The organism is Hydrogenophaga sp. FW305-3-2-15-A-LB1 (assembly GCF_058787875.1).
Genome location: NZ_JBYTAE010000022.1, coordinates 47,492 through 66,196, shown reverse-complemented (window position 1 = coordinate 66,196; position 18,705 = coordinate 47,492). Strand labels below are relative to the sequence as shown.

Here is an 18,705-nt window from a genome sequence, read left to right as displayed (position 1 = left end):
CCCCGCCCACAAAACCACCACCAACCAGGGCGCCGGACGGGCCGACAAGGACCAGCCGCTCATCGACGACATCCGGCTGCTCGGCCGCATCCTGGGCGACGTGATCCGCGAGCAGGAGGGCCAGGCCGCGTTCGACCTGATCGAGCAGATCCGCCAACTTTCAGTGGCGTTCCGCCGTCATGCGGATGAATCGGCGGACAAGGCGCTGAAGAAGCTGCTCAAGGGCCTGACCGGCGACCAGGCCGTGAGCGTGATCCGCGCCTTCACCTATTTCAGCCACCTGGCCAACCTGGCCGAAGACCGCCACCACATCCGCCGCCGCGCGGTGCACGAGCGCGCCGGCAACCTGCAGGAAGGCAGCCTCGCGCGCACGCTGCAGCGCCTGCACAAGGCCGGCATCGCGCCCGCCGAGGTGGTGCAGACGCTGGCCAGCGCCCACATCTCGCCCGTGCTCACCGCCCACCCCACCGAGGTGCAGCGCAAGAGCATCCTGGACGCCGAACGCGCCATCGCGCGCCTGCTGGGCGAGCGCGACGAACCACAGCGCCTGCCGAGAGAGCGCGCCGACATCGAGGCGCAGATCCGCGCCCGCGTCACGCAGCTCTGGCAGACGCGCCTGCTGCGCTTCACCAAGCTCACCGTGGCCGACGAGATCGAGAACTCGCTGAGCTACTACGAAGCGACCTTCCTCACGCAGATCCCCCGCCTCTACCGCGAACTGGAAGAAGGCCTGGGCGACAGCGGCAACGCCGCGCCGCCCATCGCCCCCTTCCTGCGCATGGGCCAGTGGATCGGCGGCGACCGCGACGGCAACCCCAACGTGACCGCGCAGACCCTGGAGCTCGCGCTGCACAGCCAGGCCGACATGGTGCTGCGCCACCACCTCACGCAGTTGCACCACCTGGGCGCGGAGCTGTCGGTCTCGGCCATGCTCAACAGCGTGAGCCCGGCCATGCAGGCCCTGGCCGAGCGCTCGCCCGACACCAACGCCCACCGCCAGGACGAGCCCTACCGCCGCGCGCTCACCGGCATGTACGCGCGCCTCGCGGCCACGCTCGGCCAGCTCACCGGCGGCGAAGCGGCGCGCCACGCCATCGCGCCGCAAGACCCCTACGCCAGCGCCGCCGAACTGCTGGACGACCTGCGCACCATCGAGGCTTCGCTCAAGGCCCACCACGGCGAAGCCCTGGCGCGCGCGCGCCTGCTGCCGCTGATGCGCGCGGTGCAGGTGTTCGGCTTTCACCTCGCCACCGTGGACCTGCGGCAAAGCTCGGACAAGCACGAGGAAGTCGTGGCCGAGCTGCTCGCGGCCGCGCGCATCGAGCCCCAATACTCGAAGCTCGACGAAGCGGGCAAACGCGCCGTCTTGCTGCGCCAGCTGAACGACGCGCGCCCCCTGCGCGTGCCCGGCGTCGCCTACTCGGCCCATACGCTGGGCGAGCTGGCGATCTTCGACACCGCGCGCAGCGGGCGCGAGCGCTTCGGCGCGCAGGCCATCCGCCACGCCATCATCAGCCACACCGAGACGGTGAGCGATCTGCTCGAGGTGTTGCTGCTGCAGAAGGAAGCCGGCCTGATGCGCGGCACACTGGCCGAGGACGCGGTGTGCGACCTGATCGTGGTGCCGCTGTTCGAGACCATCGAAGACCTGCGCAACGCCGCGCCCATCATGCGCGAGTACCTCGCCCTGCCCGGCGTGCGCGCCATGGTGCAGCGCGGCGCGGGCGACGGCTACAGCGAGCAGGACATCATGCTCGGCTACTCCGACAGCAACAAGGACGGCGGCATCTTCACCAGCAACTGGGAGCTGTATCGCGCCGAGATCGCGCTGGTCGAGCTGTTCGACACGCTCAACAAGGGCGCCGAGAAACCGATCCAGCTGCGCATGTTCCATGGCCGCGGCGGCACCGTGGGCCGGGGCGGCGGCCCGAGCTACCAGGCCATCCTGGCGCAGCCCCCGGGCACGGTGCGCGGCCAGATCCGCCTGACCGAACAGGGCGAGGTGATCGGATCCAAGTACGCCAACCCCGAGATCGGCCGGCGCAACCTCGAAACCCTGGTGGCCGCCACGCTGGAAGCCACGCTGCTCAAGCCCACGCGCAACGCGCCCGCCGCTTTCCTGACCGCGGCCGACGAACTCTCGCGCCAGAGCATGGCGGCCTACCGCGCGCTGGTCTACGACACCCCGCGCTTCGCCGAGTATTTCTTCGCCGCCACCCCGATCCGCGAGATCGCCGAACTCAACATCGGCTCGCGCCCGGCCTCGCGCAAGGCCACGCAGAAGATCGAGGACTTGCGCGCGATCCCCTGGGGCTTCAGCTGGGGCCAGTGCCGCCTCACCCTGCCGGGCTGGTACGGCTTCGGCTCGGCGGTGCACGCCTTCCTGCACCAGGACGGCCCCAAGGGCGTGGCCGCGCAGAAGGCGCTGCTGCACAAGATGGTCAAGCAGTGGCCTTTCTTCAGCACCTTGCTCTCCAACATGGACATGGTGCTGGCCAAGAGCGACCTCGCCCTGGCCTCGCGCTACGCCGAACTGATGCCCGACAAGCGCCTGCGCAACCAGGTGTTCAAGGCCATCGAGGCCGAATGGCAGCGCACGGCCGACGCGCTGGCGCTCATCACCGGTGAAAAGCAGCGGCTGGTGAACAACGCCGCGCTGCAGCGCTCCATGCGCCACCGTTTCCCGTACATCGACCCGCTGCACCACCTGCAGGTGGAGCTGGTGCGCCGCTACCGGGCGGGCGAGAACCAGGCCGACCGCGACGAACGCGTGCGCCGGGGCATCCACATCTCGATCAACGGCATCGCCGCCGGCCTGCGGAACACGGGCTGAACCCCTGGACGCACAGGGCCATGGCACCCCCACCTAAAATGAACGGGTGAACCCTTTGCTCAACGCCGACCTGCACTGCCACTCCGTGATCTCGGACGGCACCCTCACGCCCGAGGTGCTCGCCCAGCGCGCCAAAGCCAACGGCGTCGAACTGTGGGCGCTGACCGACCACGATGAACTGGGCGGCCAGGACCGCGCCATTGCCGCGGCGCGCGAGGCCGGCCTGCCCTACCTCACGGGCACGGAGATCTCGGTCACCTTCGCCGGCATCACCGTGCACATCGTCGGCCTGGGCATGGACCACCAGCACCCGGCGCTGCTGGCCGGCCTGCGCGCCACGCGCGGCGGCCGCGAACAACGCGCGCGCGAAATGAGCGACGACCTGGCCCGTGTGGGCATCAAGGGCGTGTACGAGGGCGCGCTGAAATACGTGGGCAACCCGGAACTGATCTCGCGTTCGCATTTCGCGCGCTACCTGGTGGAAATCGGCGTGTGCAAGGAAACCAACGAGGTGTTCCGCAAGTACATCACCGAAGGCAAGCCCGGCTACGTGCCGCACCGCTGGGCGGCGCTGGGTGACGCGGTGGGCTGGATCACGCAGTCCGGTGGTGTGGCGGTGATCGCCCACCCGGGGCGCTACAAGCTCACGCCCAACGAAGAGTTCGCGCTGTTCACCGAATTCAAGTCCCATGGCGGCCAGGGCGTGGAAGTGATGACCGGCGCGCACGGGCAGGCCGACTACGTCAAGTACGCCGGGTTCTGCCAGGAGTTCGGCCTGGCCGCGTCGCGCGGCAGCGACTTCCACAGCCCCGAAGAAAGCCACACCGACCTGGGCCAGTTGCCCGACCTGCCGGGCAGCGTCACGCCCGTGTGGGCCTTGCTGCAGTCGCGCATCCTGCAGTGATGGCGCAGCCTCCGCGCCACACGCCCGCGCAGGCCGCGCTGGGCATCGGTTTCCTGATCCTGGCCACGGCCTGCTTCGCGGTGCTCGACACCTCGGTGAAGTACGTCGGCGCCTTCGTGCCGGTGCTGATGGCCGTGTGGTTCCGCTACGTGTTCCATGCGGTGCTCGTCACCGCCGTCATGCTGCCGGTGCGCGGCCGCGGCCTGGTGCGCACCGAGCACCCGCGATTCCAGCTGCTGCGCGGCGCGCTGCTGCTGACGGTAAGCGCGCTGTCCTTCGTCGCCCTGCAGTACATGCCGGTGGGCGAGTTCACCGCCATCGTCATGATCACGCCGCTGGTGGTCACGCTGCTGGCGGCCCTGTTCCTGCGCGAGCGCGTGCCGCCGCTGCGCTGGTTGCTGGTGGTGGGCGGCTTTGCCGGCGCGCTGCTGGTGGTGCAGCCCGGTGGCGACGTGATCGGCTGGGCCAGCCTGCTGCCCCTGGTGATGGTGTTCACCTACGCCTGGTTCCAGATCCTCACCAGCAAGATGGCGCGCACCGAAGACCCGATGACCATGCATTTCTACACCGGCTGGGTCGGTGCGCTGGTCTCCAGCCTGGTGTTGCCGGTGGTCTGGCAAACGATTCCCGACATGGCCACCTTCGCCATCCTGTGTCTGATCGGGCTCATGGGCACGGTCGGCCACTTCCTGCTGATCCTGGCGTTCCAGCGCACGCCGGCCTCCACGCTCACGCCCTACCTCTACGGCCAGATCGGCTTCGCCATGTTCTGTGGTTGGCTGGTGTTCGGCCACGTGCCAGGCCGCTGGGAGTTGATCGGCATCGCGCTGATCGTGCTGTGCGGCGCCACCGCGAGCTGGCTCACCGCGCGCGACCGGCGCCTGCCAGCCGACGCCCACCCACCCGAGTGATTCAAGCCCGCCGGCGGGCCGGGGCGGTTTTCTTCGCCGTGGCGGCCTTGGGGGTGCCGCCCTTGCGACCGGCCAGGCTGCGCGCCAGCAACTCGGTGAGATCGACCACGTTCGACGGTGCCGCCGCTTCGGTCGCGTCTTCCAGCGGCGTTACGGTCTTGGTGTCGCCGGCCTTCACCTTCTGCCGCACCAGGGCCTGCACCGCGCTGACAAACCGGTTCTCATAGGCCTCCGGGTCCCAGGGACCGGTCATGTCGCTGATGAGCTGCGTGGCCATCTTGAGCTCGGCCGCCTTTACGCCCGCGGCCGACTTGCCGGCCGCCGGGAGTTTCAGGTCCTCCACCGGCCGGATCTCGCTGGCCCAGCGGATGGTGTTGAGCACCAGCGCAGGCCCCATGGGAATCAGCGCGGCCAGGTGTTCCTTGGTGTGCATCACCACGCGCGCAATGCCGATCACGCCAGCCTGGGCCATGGCCTCGCGCAACAGGGCATAGACCTTCTCGCCCTTGCCGATGGGCTCCAGGTAGTACGGCTTCTCCAGCAGCAGGAACGGGATCTCGGCCGCCTGCACGAAGGTCTCGATCTCGATGGTCTGCGTGGACACGGGGTAGGCGGCCTTGATCTGCTCGTCGCTCACGATCACGTACTCGCCATCGTCCTGCTGGACGCCCTTGACGATGTCGTCGCCCTTGATCGGCTTGCCCGTGCGCTTGTTGATGCGCTGGTAGCCTACCGGGTCCATGGAGCGCCGGTCCAACCAGTCGAAGTCGATGCCGCTGTCCTGCGAGGCGGGGTACAGCGCCACCGGCACGTGCACCAGACCGAAGCTGATGGCGCCTTTCCAGATCACGCGCGGGCTCATGACGGGTACCCCAGCAGCTTCATGGCCGGCGTGAGCGAGCGCGCGGACCGCGCATAGCCGTTCCAGGGCCGGTTGCCGATGGGCAGGCGCTCGGCGATGTTGCGCACGTGCCAGTGGTCGCTGCCGCGCAAGGCCGGCAGCTCGCTCCAGTCCAGCGGCACGGACACGCCCATGCCCGGGCGCGCGCGCGCCGACCAGGCGCTGACGGTGGTCGCCCCGCGCCCGTTGCGCAGGTAGTCGACGAAGACCTTGCCGACCCGGTTCCTGGGCCCGCTCTTGGCCACGAAGCGCTGCGGAATGGTCTCGCTCATGTGCCGCACCACGGCCTGCGCGAACCCTTTCACGCTGTCCCAGTCGTGCTGCTGGCGCACCGGCACGACCACGTGCAGGCCCTTGCCACCGCTGGTCTTGAGAAAGCTCACCAGGCCCAGGTGGTCCAGCAGCGAATGCGTGAGCTGCGCCGCTTCCTGCACCTGCGCCCAGGCCACGCCTTCCCCTGGGTCGAGGTCGAACACGATGCGGTTGGGCTTCTCGAAGGTGCGCGCGAACGCGTTCTGGGTGTGGAACTCGACCACGTTCCATTGCGCCGCCGAGAGCAGCCCGCGCCGCGTGGCCACCGCCACCCAGGGGTCGTGGCCCGGGTCCAGCGCGGGATCGAGCTGCACCACGCCGGCCATCTTCATCGACGGCGGCACATGCTTCTGGAAGAACAGCTCGCCCTCGACGCCCGAAGGCGCGCGCATCAGGGCCACCGGCCGCTGCCGCAGGTGCTCGATCATCAGCGGCCCCACGGTGGCGTAGAACGTGACCAGATCGAGCTTGGACACGCCGGTGCTCGCGTCGATCACGCGCTCGGGGTGGGTCACGCGCACCGATGAAGGCGCGGGCGGCTTCTGCGCCGGCACGGGCGGGTTGCCCGGTTTGCGCACCGGCGCGGGCGAGTCGTTCGGCTTGGGCACGTCCACCTCCCGTTCCACCGCTGTTGCGGCCTTGTCTTCGCGCAGCCCCACGAACACCGCATGGCGGATGTGGCCCGCGTGTGTCCAGTCCGAGAAGGCCACCTCGGCCACCAATGAGGGCGTGACCCAGTGGGGCCGGCCCGCCAGTGTCGCCTGGGCGAACGGGCTGGTCCGCCGCTCCAGGGCTTTGAGCTTCCGGTGCAGGCTGGACAGGGTGCCGGTGTCGAAGCCGGTGCCCACGTTGCCCACATGCCGCAGCGAGCCGTCCGCCTCGTGCAGGCCCAGCAGCAGGGCGCCAAAGCCGGTGCGCGAGCCCTTGCCCTCGGTGAAACCGCCGATCACGAACTCCTGGCGCTGCCCGCACTTGAGCTTGAGCCAGTCGGTGCCGCGCGTGGACCGGTACGGGGCGGCCTTGCGCTTGGCGATCACGCCCTCCAGGCCGAGCCGGCAAGCCGACGTCAACACGCTGGCGGCGGACTCCTCGAACACCGCGCTGAAGCGCACCGCATCACCGCCGGGGTGGTCGCGCAGCAGGCGCTCCAGCACCGCGCGGCGCGCCACCAGCGGCGCGGCCCGCAGATCGTGGCCGCCCACGTAGGGCAGGTCGAACAGGTAGAACACGACGGCCGAGGTGCGCTCGTTCTCCAGCGATTGCTGCAGGGCACCGAAGTCGGGCAGGCCACTGTCGCCGAACACGACGATCTCGCCGTCGTACCAGCCCGGCGGCAGGTGCCTGTCCTGCAGCGCCTGGTGCAGCGGCCGCAGGCGGTGCGTCCAGTCGTGGCCATTGCGGGTGAACAGCTTCACCTCGGTGCCGTCGATGCGCGCCAGCATGCGGTACCCATCGAACTTGATTTCGTAGAGCCAGTCCGCCTCGGCGACGGGTGGGCTTTCCGAGCGCGTGGCGAGCTGCGGCGACAGGGTGGCCGGCAGCGCGGCCGGCACGGCTTCGGGCGGCCAGTCGGCCGTGTCCTTCGATGGCATGCCTTGCGAGGCCACGCTGTCCGGCGCGGCGTCGACCACGCTGAACTCGTCCGCGGGCCGGGCAAAGGCGTCGCGCTCCTTGATCAGCAGCCAGGCGGGCTTTTTCTCGTCGCGCGTCTTCATGCGCACCAGTGCCCAGCGCCCACGCAGCTTGTGGCCCAGCAACTCGAACTTCAGGTTGCCGCTGCGCAGCCCGGCGTGGGGGTCGCCCTCGGGCGCCCACACCCCCTTGTCCCAGACGATGACCTTGCCCGCCCCGTACTGCCTGGGCGGAATCGTGCCTTCGAAGGCGGCGTAGGCCAGGGGGTGGTCTTCCACCTCGACCGCCATGCGCTTGTCACCGGGGTCCAGGCTGGGGCCCTTGGGCACGGCCCAACTCTTCATCACGCCGTCCAGCTCGATGCGGAAGTCGTAGTGCAGCCGGCTCGCCCAGTGCTTCTGCACCACGAAACCCAGCGCCTTGGCCGCGCGGCCGACCTCGCCCGGTGGCTCCGGTGTGCGCGCGAAATTTCGCTTGGCTTTGTACCGCTGCAGCAGGTTGGAGGAGGAGGTGGTGTTGGCCGCCATGCACGTCCCAGGGCAAATGGCGCGCCCGCTGCCCCGACAGAGGACGGCCAAGGGAGCAGGCCGCGCCGCACACCGCCTTTGCGGCAATTTCTACTGTCTCCCCTGGTGCGCGTCGATCGCGCCGAGCGGGTCACAATGTCGGCATGTCCCAGTATTTCGAAGTCCACCCCGAGAACCCGCAGCCGCGCCTGCTCAAGCAGGCGGTGCAGTTGCTCGAACGCGGCGGCGTGCTCGCGGTGCCCACCGATTCGAGCTACGCCCTGGTCTGCCACCTCGACGACAAGGCCGCGGCCGACCGCCTGCGCCGCATCCGCCAGGTGGACGACAAGCACCACCTCACCCTGCTCTGCCGCGACCTGAGCGAGCTCGCGAGCTACGCCAAGGTGGACAACCGGCAGTACCGCCTGCTCAAGCTCGCCACGCCCGGCCCCTACACCTTCATCCTCGAAGCCAGCAAGGAGGTGCCGCGCCGCGTGAGCCACCCCTCGCGCAAGACCATCGGCCTGCGCGTGCCCGAGCACAAGACCCTGCAGGCCCTGCTGGACCTGCACAACGCCCCGCTGCTGGCCACCACGCTGATCCTGCCCGACGAAACCGACCCGCTCAACGACGCGCAGGACATCCGCGACCGGCTCGAACACGACCTGGCCGGCGTGATCGACGCCGGCGCCTGCGCGCTGGCGCCCACCACGGTGGTCGATCTCACGCCCATGGGCACCGGCGGCGAACCCGAGGTGGTGCGCACCGGCCAGGGCGCCCTGGCCCGCCTCGGCCTCTGAGCCGTCCCCACCGGGCGGCCCGCCCAGTCTGGGACAATACCCGTTTGCCCGCCGCGCCCCACCATGGATTTCGCCCAGATCGTTCAAACCGTCGCTCTCTACGCCATCCCGGTGCTGTTCGCCATCACCCTGCACGAGGCGGCGCACGGTTACGTGGCCCGGCACTACGGCGACAACACCGCCGAGATGATGGGGCGCATCACGCTCAATCCGCTGAGCCACATCGACCCGATCGGCACCATCGCAATGCCGCTGCTGCTGTACTTCGCCACCTCCGGCGCCTTCCTGTTCGGTTACGCCAAGCCGGTGCCGGTGAATTTCGGCCGCCTGCGCAACCCCAAGCGCGACATGATCTGGGTTGCTCTGGCCGGCCCGGGCGCCAACCTGGTCCAGGCCATCGCCTGGATCGTGCTGTTCTATGTGCTGGTGGCCACCGGCGTGGAAGAGCCCTTCTTCCTCAAGATGTGCGAGGCCGGCCTGAAGGTCAACCTCGTCATGTACGCCTTCAACCTGTTCCCGCTGCCGCCGCTGGACGGCGGCCGCATCCTCGTCGGCCTGCTGCCCTGGAAACAGGCCGCCCTCGTCTCCCGCGTCGAGCCCTGGGGCTTCTTCATCGTGATGGCCCTGGTCATCACCGGCGTGGTCGGCACCTTCTGGCTGCTCCCCCTCATGTCGCTCACGCAAAGCGCCATCCAGGTGCTGCTCTCCCCCCTTCGCATGCTGCTGTTCTGATCCCGCCATGAAAACCCACCGCGTCCTCACCGGCATCACCACCTCCGGCACCCCCCACCTGGGCAACTACGTCGGCGCCATCCGCCCGACCGTGCGCGCCAGCCGCCTGGCCGAGGTGGAGAGCTTCTACTTCCTGGCCGACTACCACGCGCTCATCAAAGTGGGTGAGCCCGCCCGCGTGCAGCGCTCCACGCTGGAGATCGCCGCCACCTGGCTGGCCTGCGGGCTCGACCCGGAGAAGGTGACCTTCTACCGCCAGTCCGACATCCCCGAGATCCCCGAACTCACCTGGCTGCTCACCTGCGTGACCGGCAAGGGCATTCTCAACCGCGCCCATGCCTACAAGGCCTCGGTCGACAAGAACAACGCCGCCGGGGAAGACCCCGACGCGGGCGTGACCGCCGGCCTCTTCATGTACCCGGTGTTGATGGCGGCCGACATCCTGATGTTCAACGCGCACCAGGTGCCGGTGGGCCGCGACCAGATCCAGCACATCGAGATGGCGCGTGACATGGCGTCCAGCTTCAACCACCTCTATGGCGAGCACTTCACGCTGCCCGAGGCGGTGACCGAGGACCATGTGGCCCTGCTGCCCGGCCTGGACGGCCGCAAGATGAGCAAGAGCTACGACAACACGATTCCGCTGTTCGTGCCGCGCGAACAGCTGCGCAAGCTCATCATGGGCATCGTGACCGACTCGCGCGCGCCCGGCGAACCCAAGTCCACCGAAGGCTCGGCGCTGTTCCAGCTCTACCAGGCCTTCGCCTCGGCCGACGAAACCACCGCGCTGGCCCAGGCTTTCGCCGAGGGCATCGCCTGGGGCGACGCCAAGCAGACCCTGTTCGAGCGCCTGGATCGCGAGATCGCGCCGCTGCGCGAGGTCTACGACCAGCTCATCCAGGACCCGGCGCGCATCGAAAAAACCCTCAAGGCCGGCGCCGACAAGGCCCGCGCCATCGCCACGCCCTTCACCGCCCGGCTGCGCGAGGCCGTCGGCCTGCGCCGGCTCGACAGCGCGGTGTCGGCCACCACCACCAAAGCCGCCAAGGCGGCCGCGCCGGCGTTCAAGCAGTACCGCGAAAGCGATGGCCTGTTCTATTTCAAGCTGGTCGACGCCGGCGGGCAGCTGCTGCTGCAGAGCACCGGATTCGCTTCGGGCAAGGAAGCCGCCGGCGCCATTGCGCGCCTTCAGCAGCAAGGCAGCCAGGCCCTCGACGGGTTGCAGGCGCAACTGACCACCCGGGCCGACCCTGCGGCACTGGCCCAGGCCCTGGCCCATTTCGGCCCCGACAAGGCATAAGTGTCCGCCCTGTGTCACCCCTGTTCAAGCTTTGATACACAATCGGGGCTTGCAGTGCACCCCGAGAACGTGTTCTTCTGACCTCGATCCCCCGGCGGCGTTGAGCCCCTCGGCTCAAATACCCCCGGGTGCTGGGTTCCAAAAGTAAAAAGAACGACTGCATTGGCCCGTTATTGGCTATCGCCAAACACGTGCATTCTCGATATGCTGTCAACTCGACCTCCGTTATTACCGGCCCGCCAGACATGAGTATTTTTGTTATCGACGACCACCCGCTGATGCGCGAAGCCGTCGTCATGCTGTTGCGACGCCTGCGTGCTTCCACGCAGGTCGTTGAACTTGAACGTCTGGCGGCCGTGAGCAAGGCCATCGCCGAGCATGGCGAGCCCGAGCTGGTCTGCCTCGACCTGAAGCTGCCCGACACCAACGGCGTCTCGGGCGTGCGAGAGGTGCGCCAGATGCTGCCCGACACGTCCCTGATCGTGCTCTCGGCCTCGCCCTCCTCCGACTACGAAGACCTGGCCCGGGAAGCCGGCGCCGATGCCTACGTGGAAAAGTCCGCCGGTGCCGCCCAGATCGCCAAGGTGCTGCGCGAGTTCCTGGCCGATGAGGTGGAAGACGAAAACGCGCCCACCATCCCCGACAAGCTCTCCAAGCGCCAGAAGCAGCTGCTGGTCATGCTCGACCGGGGCCTGAGCAACCGCGACATCGCCGAACAGCTGCAGATCAGCGAACACACCGTCAAGGTGCACCTGTGGCGGCTGTTCCGCCGCCTCAACGTGAAGAGCCGTTCGCAGGCGAGCCACCTGGCCCGCACCGCCGGCCTGCTCGACCTCTGATCACCCTCCTGGCCCGCCCCAACCGGGCGGCCAGGCACCCCCTCAGAAACCGGAGTTGACGCCCGAGGCCGTCGGGTGCGCCTCCAGCGGCTCGCGCTGGGTGAAGTCGGGCAGCATCACGCGGAACACGCTGCCCCGGTTGGCCACCGAGTTCAAGGCGAGCTGGTAGCCCATCAGCGAGGTGAGCTTGGAGACAATGGTCAGGCCCAGGCCCAGGCTGTCCTCGGTGCCCTGATGCTGCGACACCCGGAAGAACTCCTGGAAGATCGCCTGCTGGTGCTCGCGGGCAATACCCACCCCCGTGTCCCATACCTCGAACACCAGCATGTCCTCGCGGTGGCGCAGCCCGAGCAGCACGCCGCCGTGCTGCGTGTGGCGCAGGGCGTTGGACACCAGGTTGCCCAGGATGCGGCGCAGCACCACCGGGTCGGACCAGATCGTGCAGGGCCGGGTGTGCGTGCGCAGGCGCAGCGACTTGCCCACCGCCACCGGCTCGAACTGCAGCGACAGGTCGGCAAACAGTTTTTTCACGTCCACGTGCTGCAGGCGCACCTTGTAGTTGCCGGCGTCGATGCGGGTCAGGTCGAACAGGGAGTCGAACAGCTCATTGATCGCCCGCGTGGACTGCAGGATGCGCGGCGCGATGTCGCGCGCCATCTCCGGTTCGGTGGCCAGCCAGTCGGCGTACAGGCTGAGCGCGTGCACCGGCTGGCGCAGGTCGTGCGCGGCCGAGGCGAGGAAACGGTTCTTGGTCGCCACCGCCCGCAGCGAGGCGCGGGTCTGCAGCGTCAGCGAATCGATCAGCTCCTGGTTGGAGAACTGCAGCTCGAAGCTGGAGCGGTGCACCTCGTGCAGGCGCCGGCCCGCCATGATCAGCAAGCCCCAGAAGACGAACAGCAGCGCCATCAGCACCAGGCCGATCTGCACCGCTTCGGGCTTGTGCAGCATCCACAAGGTGTTCCAGGCCAGCCCGACGAACACCGAGAAGATCAGGGCATTGGCGTACTGGCGGAACACCGGCAGGTAGGCGCTGAAGGCCGTCAGGGTGAGCAGGCCCTGGCCCAGCACGACCAGCCCGCACACGAACTGGGTGGCCTGGGTGGACTGCTGGTAGCTCAGCAACACCGGGCCACCCCAGAGCAGCGCCATGGCCGTCCAGGACCACTGGTAGCGCTCCACGAAATTCATGCGCTGCGGGCCTTCCAGGCTGTCGTGGCGCAGCCGGTAGATGCCGATCAGGCGGTAGCGCATCACCAGCATGACGAGCGTCAAGCTTGCCCACACCGCCAGCGCGATGGTGTTCGCCTGGCCGGCCATGAGGTAGACCAGCACCGGCAGGGAGAGCACCCCCGCCAGCAGCGAGGGCCCCATGTTGTCCATCAGGACCCCGATGAGTTGGGAATTGACCCAGTGGTCGCGCACTTCGGGCGAAGCGGGCACATGCTGGTAGGTGGCGGGTTGGGTATCGACGAGCATGAAGGACCAGCGGACAAGCGATGGCGCATTGTCTCACCCGGCCTGCCCGAACCACCTGCGGCAAACCCCGCTCCGCAGCCTGCTAGAATCCGAGGCTTCGAACACGGAGAGGTGGCAGAGTGGTCGAATGCGCGGGACTCGAAATCCCGTGTACGTTTTCAACGTACCGTGGGTTCGAATCCCACCCTCTCCGCCACCCCTTGATGACGCTCGAGGGGTCGCGACCCGTTCAGACTCCCTACGAAACAGGCGCGGCCTTAGCGGCCAAGGAATCCGGGCTTGCGCTTTTCCACAAAGGCGCGGTTGCCTTCGAGCCGATCTTCAGAGATGTACGGATTCGGGCCCACGTTCAAGCGCAAGGCTGCCGAGGCGGGCAGTCCGATGCTCTTGAAGCTGACGGCCTTCATGCGCTGCACCGTCAACGGTGCGTTGTCCGCGATCTGGGTTGCCAGCGCACGGGTCCGCTCGATGAGCTCGGCCTGAGGCGCCACGTGGTTCACCAGGCCGATCCGCTGCGCCACCTCCATGTCGACCAGTTGCCCGGTGTACAACAGTTCCAGGGCGATACCTCGCGGGACCAACAAGGGCAGGACCACACTACCGAAGTTGGCCCCCATCCCCACCTTGGCTTCCGGCAGGCCCATTCTTGCGCCTTGCGCCGCGATCCGGATGTCGCAAGCAAGCGCGAGTTCGCACCCGCCGCCGGCGGCGACGCCGTTGATGGCGGCGATGGTGGGCTTGGACATCTCCAGCACAAGCTCATTGAGGTTTCGCTCCCGTCCGCCCATGGGGTGCGCCATGCGGCCGGCAGCGTCGAGCTCCTTCAGGTCCACGCCCGCGGAGAACGCGCGCTCACCGGCGCCGGTGTAGACGACGACCCGAACCTGCGGATCGTCGTCCAGCCTGAGCGAGGCCTCCGCGAGCTGGGCGAACGTGGCCTTGGCCAACGCGTTCATCCGCTCGGGCCGGTTGATCGTCACCCAGGCCACATGTCCGTCGACGCGGACCTCAACGCCACCGTCGGCCATGTCAGTTCTCAGGCTCCAGGCCGGCAGCCTTCATCACGGGCAGCCAAACCTGGCGCTCGCGCTCCGCGAAGGTCGCGAACTGCTCGGCGGTCAGGTTGCTGGGCGTCACGCTCGCGTCGGCCATGCGCTTGCGGGTCGCCGGCTTCGCAGAGGCAGCGCGCAGCGTTTCATTGAGGGTCCGCACCACGTCGTTGGGGGTGTCTTTCGGCGCCCACACCGCATACCAGGCCGTGACGTCGAAGCCGGCCATGCCGGACTCGGCGATGGTTGGCACATTCGGCAGTTCGGGCATGCGTTCCTTGGTCGAGACCGCCAAGGCCCGCATCTTGCCGCCCTTGATCTGCGTGATGACACTGGGAGCGGTGGAGTACATCATGTCGACGTGTCCACCGAGCGTGCTGGTCACCGCCGGCGCGTTGCCCGAGAACGGGACATGGGTCATCTTGATCTTGGCCAGGCTCGCGACGCGCTCACCTGTGAGGTGCGGCAAGGAGCCCAGCGCGCCAGATGCGTAGGTGATGTCCTTCGTCTTGGCCGCTTCGAGCACGTCCTTGAAGCTCTTGTACGGGGACGCTTCGGCCACGACGACCAGGATCGGCGACGAGCCCAGGATGCCGACGGGCTTGAAGTCCTTCATGGCATCGAAGGACAGCTTCCGGTACATGCCCTCGTACATCACGTGCTGTGACGTGTTCGCGAGAAGCGTGTACCCATCCGGTTTGCTGGTCGCGACGTACCGCGCACCGATCGTTCCGGCGGCGCCCGCTCTCTGTTCGATGACCAGGGGCTGCCCGATGATGGCCGAGAAATCCTCGCTCAGCAGACGTGCAAAGGTCTCTGTTGCCCCGCCGGCGGCATAGGGCGAGACCAGCATGATCGGGCGGGACGGGTACTTGTCTTGCGCGTGCGCGGCCCCGATGAGGGCTAGCAGCGGAATGGCGCACAAGGCTCGGCGAATCAACATGGTGTCTCCTTCTGGGTTCAGGTGGTTTACGAGGCTGACGGCGCAGTCTCTTGCTGTGGCCGCATCAGGACGCGGCCGATGACCTCGCGAGAGGCAATCATTTCGAGGGCCTCGCGAAAATTGGCGAGAGGAAGGACAGCGTGCGCACGGGGGCGCAGCTTCTGCTCCAGGACCCACGCGAACAGTTGGGCGTAGGTGCGCCGCAGCCTGGTGTCGTTGGTGGCCGGCACCGGGTGCTTGCCCCAGCCGAAGTAGTAGCCCCAGTACACCCCGATGATGGTGATGTTCTTGACCAGCACGATGTTGGCCGGGATGGTCGGGATGGTGCCGCTGGCAAATCCCATGGGAATGATGCGCCCGTCGGGTGCGATGCATCGTAGCGAGAGGTCGAACGTCTCGCCTCCGACCGGGTCGTAGATGACGTCTGCGCCGCGGGCATGGGTGGCCGCGAGGACAGCCTCCCGCCAGTTGTCTGTCCGGTAGTTGATGGCGAGATCCGCACCATGGGCCCGCGCGATCGCCGCCTTCTCTTCCGAACCTGCCGTGGCAATCACGCGCGCCCCCAACGCCTTGGCGACCTCGATGGCCGCCAGGCCACTCCCGCCGCCTGCACCATGAACCAGCACCACTTCACCAGGCTCGACCTTCGCCCGCCAGGCCAACGCACCGAACGCGGTGCCGTAGATCGTGGGGATCTGCGCGCCCGTGTCGAAGCTCACCCCGTCAGGCAGGGCGAACACCGTCTCTTCGGGCGCAATCACTTCCTGGGCATAGGCTCCGGACTGAACCCCCGCGATGACCCGGTCGCCGATGGAAAACCGCGATGCGCCTTCGCCCGCTTCGGTGATCACGCCGGCCAGTTCGGTGCCGGGAATCAGTGGCAAGGGCGCCTTGTTCTGGTGCTTGCCCTCCATGACCAGAAGGCTCGCGAAGCTCGCGCTGCAGGCTTCCACCCGGATGCGCACGCATCCCGGCCGGATCATTGGCGAAGGCACCTCCTCCAGCCTGGCGGTGCCGAGGCCGCCGTACTCACGGCACACGACGGCTTTCATCGGGCCTCCCGGGCTGCGCCGGCAGCGATGAGCAGGTCTGCCTGCTGCGGCGAATAACCGCATTCCGCGAGGATTTCGCGCGTGTGCTCGCCCAGCCTCGGCGTCGGCCTGGTTGGTCCCGTTGGCGTGAGAGACCAGTTGCTGGTCTTTGCGACCGTCCGGATGGCGCCCTCGCTGGGGTGCTGCAGTTCCTGGAAGAACCCCGTCTTGATCAAATGCGCATGCGACATGAGGGACTGCACCGTCTCCAGCTTGGCCACCGGGATGTCGGCCTCCTGCAGCAGGGCGATCCACTCGTCCGTGGGTCGCTGCTTGAGCAGTGAGGCAACGATGTCGTAGAGCGCCTCGAGATGCCGGGTGCGGCTTGCCACCGTCGTGAAGCGCTCGTCGTCCATCATCTCGGGCTGGCCGGCGGTGTGGAAGAAGGTGCGCCACTGCTTGTCCGTCAGGACCATGAGGCAGATGGAGCCGTCGGTGGTCGGGAACGGCCGCCGGATGGACACGTACCGCTGGAAGATGGGCGGGCCCAGGGAGGGCTCGAACGTCAGTCCTGCCATGTGGTCGGCGAGGACGAGCGCTGCGATGGTCTCGAACATGGGGACTTCGACGCATTGGCCCTGACCTGTGCGCAGCTTGTGCACCATGGCACCCAGCGCGGCGTTGGCGGCGCAGATGCCGGTCACCCTGTCCGCGACGGCAATGGGCGCGTAGCGCGGCGGCTCGCCAGGCGCGTGGAGCGACGGGATGCCTGCAACGGCCTGGATCAGGTCGTCATAGGCGGGCTTGTCGGAGTCGGGCCCACCGGCCCCGTAACCCACGATGCTCACGTAGACAAGGCCAGGCCTTTCCTTGCTGAGGCTCGCGTAGTCCAGGCCCAGGCGCGCCATGGCCTTCGGTCGCGTGTTGCACACGACGATGTCGCAAGTGCCCGCCAGGCGAACAAACGCCTCTCGTGCGGCGCCCTCCTTCAGGTCGAGAACGATGCTGCGCTTGCTGCGGTTCGTGTGCAGGAACATCGCCCCCATGCCGTCATGGCGGGCGGGGCCCATGCCGCGGATGGTGTCGCCGTCAGGCGACTCCACCTTGATGACATCGGCCCCCATGTCACCCAGGATTTGTGTCGCGACCGGCCCTGAAAGGGCCGCGGTCGCGTCCAGCACTCGAATTCCAAGCAATGGTCCAGTCATGACATCCTGCGTATGTTTTCAACATACTAACAAGTATCTTGTGAGTTTGGCAATAGGTGCATTGCTACATAGACCCATTGCATAGGAATCGATGAAGCCGTAAGATACCAATCAGTATTCATCGGCGCACGGCGCCTCAAAACACGGAGAAACAGATGTCGGTCTTATGGGAAATGCCGCTGGAGGATGAGTCGCTGCGTTGGCAGGGTCTCGCGCAGGAACTCACCGCGAAGCACTTCGCGCCGGCCGCCGATGCCATCGATCGCGAGCAGCGCTATCCGATCGAGCACCTGGACCCGCTGCGGGAGTCCGGCATCTCGGGCATGTTTCTGCCCAAGGCCTATGGGGGTGGTGGCGCGTCTCTCGTGTCGCTGGTCGCCGTGGTGGAGGCCATTGGTGCTGGCTGCGGGTCGACCGCGGCGATCATGGCGGCGCTGTCTCTTGGCGCCTTCCCGGTGCTCCTTGGCGGCAACGAAACGCAGAAGCAGGCATTGCTCGGGGGGCTGGCCCGCAAGGGGGAGGCGGTCAACTTCGCGTTGAGCGAGCGTGGCGCCGGATCGGACGCGGCGGCGGTCGTGACCACGGCCGTCCGTGAAGGTGACGGCTGGCGCATCCGGGGTGAAAAGTGCTGGCTCGGGAATGGTGGGCACTCGACGCACTTCATCGTGTTTGCCCGCACGGGCGAAGAAGGTGCGCGGAACAACATCACGGCGTTCTGGGTGCCCCGGTCAACGGCGGGCGCGGTCGTCGACTTCTACGAAGACAAGATGGGCATTCGCGGCACGACGACGACGAACCTGAAGGTGGACGTCTGGGTGCCACAAGAGAGCATGGTCGGCGAGGAAGGGCAAGGGTTGAAGCTCGCGCTGTCCACGCTCAATGTCGGACGGATCGTCGTCGCGGCGCAGGCGCTCGGCATCGCCCTGTGCAGCTACCGGGCGGCCGCCGAGTTCGCGGCGTCGCGCAAGACCTTCGGCAAGTCGATCATCGACCACCAGGGCGTTGGTTTCATGATGGCCGACGCGGCGACAAGCTTCTCTGCCGCGCGCATGATGGTTTTCGAAGCCGCGAAGGCCTACGACGCGGGCAAGGACGTCAGTGCGCTCGGCGCCATGGCCAAGCTCTTCTCCACGGAGGCTTCCCACGAGATCTGCGACACGTCGATGTCCGTGCTGGCCGGTCGAGGCTACGTGAAGCCGAATGTGGTCGAGCGCTGCTATCGTGACCAGCGAATCACGGAAATCTACGAGGGCACCTCGGAGATCCAACGGCTGGTGATCGCCCGGGCGATCAAGCGCGAAGCCTCGGCTTCCCACTCCTGACGCAAC

General features: G+C 67.7%; 15 protein-coding genes and 1 tRNA gene. 9 read left to right on the top strand and 7 right to left on the bottom strand.

The features are described from left to right. Positions 1 to 61 precede the first annotated feature (61 nt). The 3 genes from ppc to AC3WPZ_RS09080 are packed head-to-tail and all read left to right on the top strand — an operon-like array spanning position 62 to position 4,648. Positions 62 to 2,833: a phosphoenolpyruvate carboxylase gene (gene ppc / locus AC3WPZ_RS09090; protein ID WP_492439275.1), complete on the top strand. Its 2,772-nt coding sequence runs from the start codon at positions 62 to 64 to the stop codon at positions 2,831 to 2,833. Between the two features lie 46 nt (positions 2,834 to 2,879). Beyond that, the gene (locus AC3WPZ_RS09085) at positions 2,880 to 3,737 is read left to right on the top strand and encodes a 3',5'-nucleoside bisphosphate phosphatase (RefSeq protein WP_382160717.1); all 858 of its coding nucleotides are present in this window, start codon (positions 2,880 to 2,882) and stop codon (positions 3,735 to 3,737) included. After that, positions 3,737 to 4,648 (top strand): DMT family transporter, encoded by a 912-nt coding sequence (locus AC3WPZ_RS09080; RefSeq protein WP_382160720.1) that lies wholly within the window; start codon positions 3,737 to 3,739, stop codon positions 4,646 to 4,648. Before AC3WPZ_RS09085 ends, AC3WPZ_RS09080 begins: the two co-directional genes overlap by 1 nt. A gap of 1 nt (position 4,649) precedes the next feature. Here the strand turns inward: AC3WPZ_RS09080 and ku are convergent, their stop codons facing one another. Both ku and ligD read right to left on the bottom strand, forming a co-directional pair. Next, the gene (gene ku / locus AC3WPZ_RS09075; protein ID WP_444688343.1) at positions 4,650 to 5,510 is read right to left on the bottom strand and encodes a non-homologous end joining protein Ku; all 861 of its coding nucleotides are present in this window, start codon (positions 5,508 to 5,510) and stop codon (positions 4,650 to 4,652) included. Continuing rightward, on the bottom strand, positions 5,507 to 8,020 hold the full coding sequence (gene ligD / locus AC3WPZ_RS09070; RefSeq protein ID WP_492439266.1) for a DNA ligase D: 2,514 nt from the start codon (positions 8,018 to 8,020) through the stop codon (positions 5,507 to 5,509). Before ligD ends, ku begins: the two co-directional genes overlap by 4 nt. A gap of 143 nt (positions 8,021 to 8,163) precedes the next feature. Here ligD and AC3WPZ_RS09065 point away from each other — a divergent pair, with 143 nt between their 5' ends. The 4 genes from AC3WPZ_RS09065 (at position 8,164) to AC3WPZ_RS09050 (ending at position 11,670) form a co-directional block, all read left to right on the top strand. Next, positions 8,164 to 8,799 (top strand): L-threonylcarbamoyladenylate synthase, encoded by a 636-nt coding sequence (locus AC3WPZ_RS09065; RefSeq protein WP_291121812.1) that lies wholly within the window; start codon positions 8,164 to 8,166, stop codon positions 8,797 to 8,799. Between the two features lie 63 nt (positions 8,800 to 8,862). Then, complete coding sequence (locus tag AC3WPZ_RS09060) at positions 8,863 to 9,531, top strand: site-2 protease family protein (protein ID WP_492439264.1); 669 nt, start codon at positions 8,863 to 8,865, stop codon at positions 9,529 to 9,531. Between the two features lie 7 nt (positions 9,532 to 9,538). Next, positions 9,539 to 10,831 (top strand): tryptophan--tRNA ligase, encoded by a 1,293-nt coding sequence (locus tag AC3WPZ_RS09055; RefSeq protein WP_492439262.1) that lies wholly within the window; start codon positions 9,539 to 9,541, stop codon positions 10,829 to 10,831. 245 nt (positions 10,832 to 11,076) lie between these two features. Continuing rightward, a complete protein-coding gene (locus tag AC3WPZ_RS09050; RefSeq protein WP_204732508.1) occupies positions 11,077 to 11,670 on the top strand; it encodes a LuxR C-terminal-related transcriptional regulator in 594 nt (197 codons plus the stop codon). A gap of 42 nt (positions 11,671 to 11,712) precedes the next feature. On the opposite strand, the gene AC3WPZ_RS09045 is transcribed toward AC3WPZ_RS09050, so the two are convergent. Further along, a complete protein-coding gene (locus tag AC3WPZ_RS09045) occupies positions 11,713 to 13,146 on the bottom strand; it encodes a sensor histidine kinase (protein ID WP_382160734.1) in 1,434 nt (477 codons plus the stop codon). Between the two features lie 105 nt (positions 13,147 to 13,251). On the opposite strand from AC3WPZ_RS09045, the gene AC3WPZ_RS09040 reads away from it, so the two are divergent. Beyond that, a tRNA-Ser gene (locus AC3WPZ_RS09040) sits at positions 13,252 to 13,342 on the top strand. 61 nt (positions 13,343 to 13,403) lie between these two features. Here AC3WPZ_RS09040 and AC3WPZ_RS09035 read toward each other — a convergent pair. From AC3WPZ_RS09035 to AC3WPZ_RS09020, 4 genes are read right to left on the bottom strand one after another with little or no spacing between them, the layout of a single operon-like run. Continuing rightward, positions 13,404 to 14,174: an enoyl-CoA hydratase/isomerase family protein gene (locus AC3WPZ_RS09035; protein ID WP_492439260.1), complete on the bottom strand. Its 771-nt coding sequence runs from the start codon at positions 14,172 to 14,174 to the stop codon at positions 13,404 to 13,406. A gap of 1 nt (position 14,175) precedes the next feature. Continuing rightward, positions 14,176 to 15,138 (bottom strand): Bug family tripartite tricarboxylate transporter substrate binding protein, encoded by a 963-nt coding sequence (locus AC3WPZ_RS09030; protein ID WP_382323493.1) that lies wholly within the window; start codon positions 15,136 to 15,138, stop codon positions 14,176 to 14,178. A 26-nt stretch (positions 15,139 to 15,164) separates the two neighbouring features. Beyond that, positions 15,165 to 16,190 (bottom strand): NADPH:quinone oxidoreductase family protein, encoded by a 1,026-nt coding sequence (locus tag AC3WPZ_RS09025; protein WP_492439258.1) that lies wholly within the window; start codon positions 16,188 to 16,190, stop codon positions 15,165 to 15,167. Then, a complete protein-coding gene (locus AC3WPZ_RS09020; RefSeq protein WP_492439256.1) occupies positions 16,187 to 17,377 on the bottom strand; it encodes a CaiB/BaiF CoA transferase family protein in 1,191 nt (396 codons plus the stop codon). The genes AC3WPZ_RS09025 and AC3WPZ_RS09020 overlap by 4 nt, the downstream gene beginning before the upstream one ends. A gap of 155 nt (positions 17,378 to 17,532) precedes the next feature. On the opposite strand from AC3WPZ_RS09020, the gene AC3WPZ_RS09015 reads away from it, so the two are divergent. Continuing rightward, positions 17,533 to 18,699, top strand: coding sequence for an acyl-CoA dehydrogenase family protein (locus AC3WPZ_RS09015; protein WP_382323490.1), 1,167 nt, complete (start codon positions 17,533 to 17,535; stop codon positions 18,697 to 18,699). Positions 18,700 to 18,705: the final 6 nt, after the last annotated feature.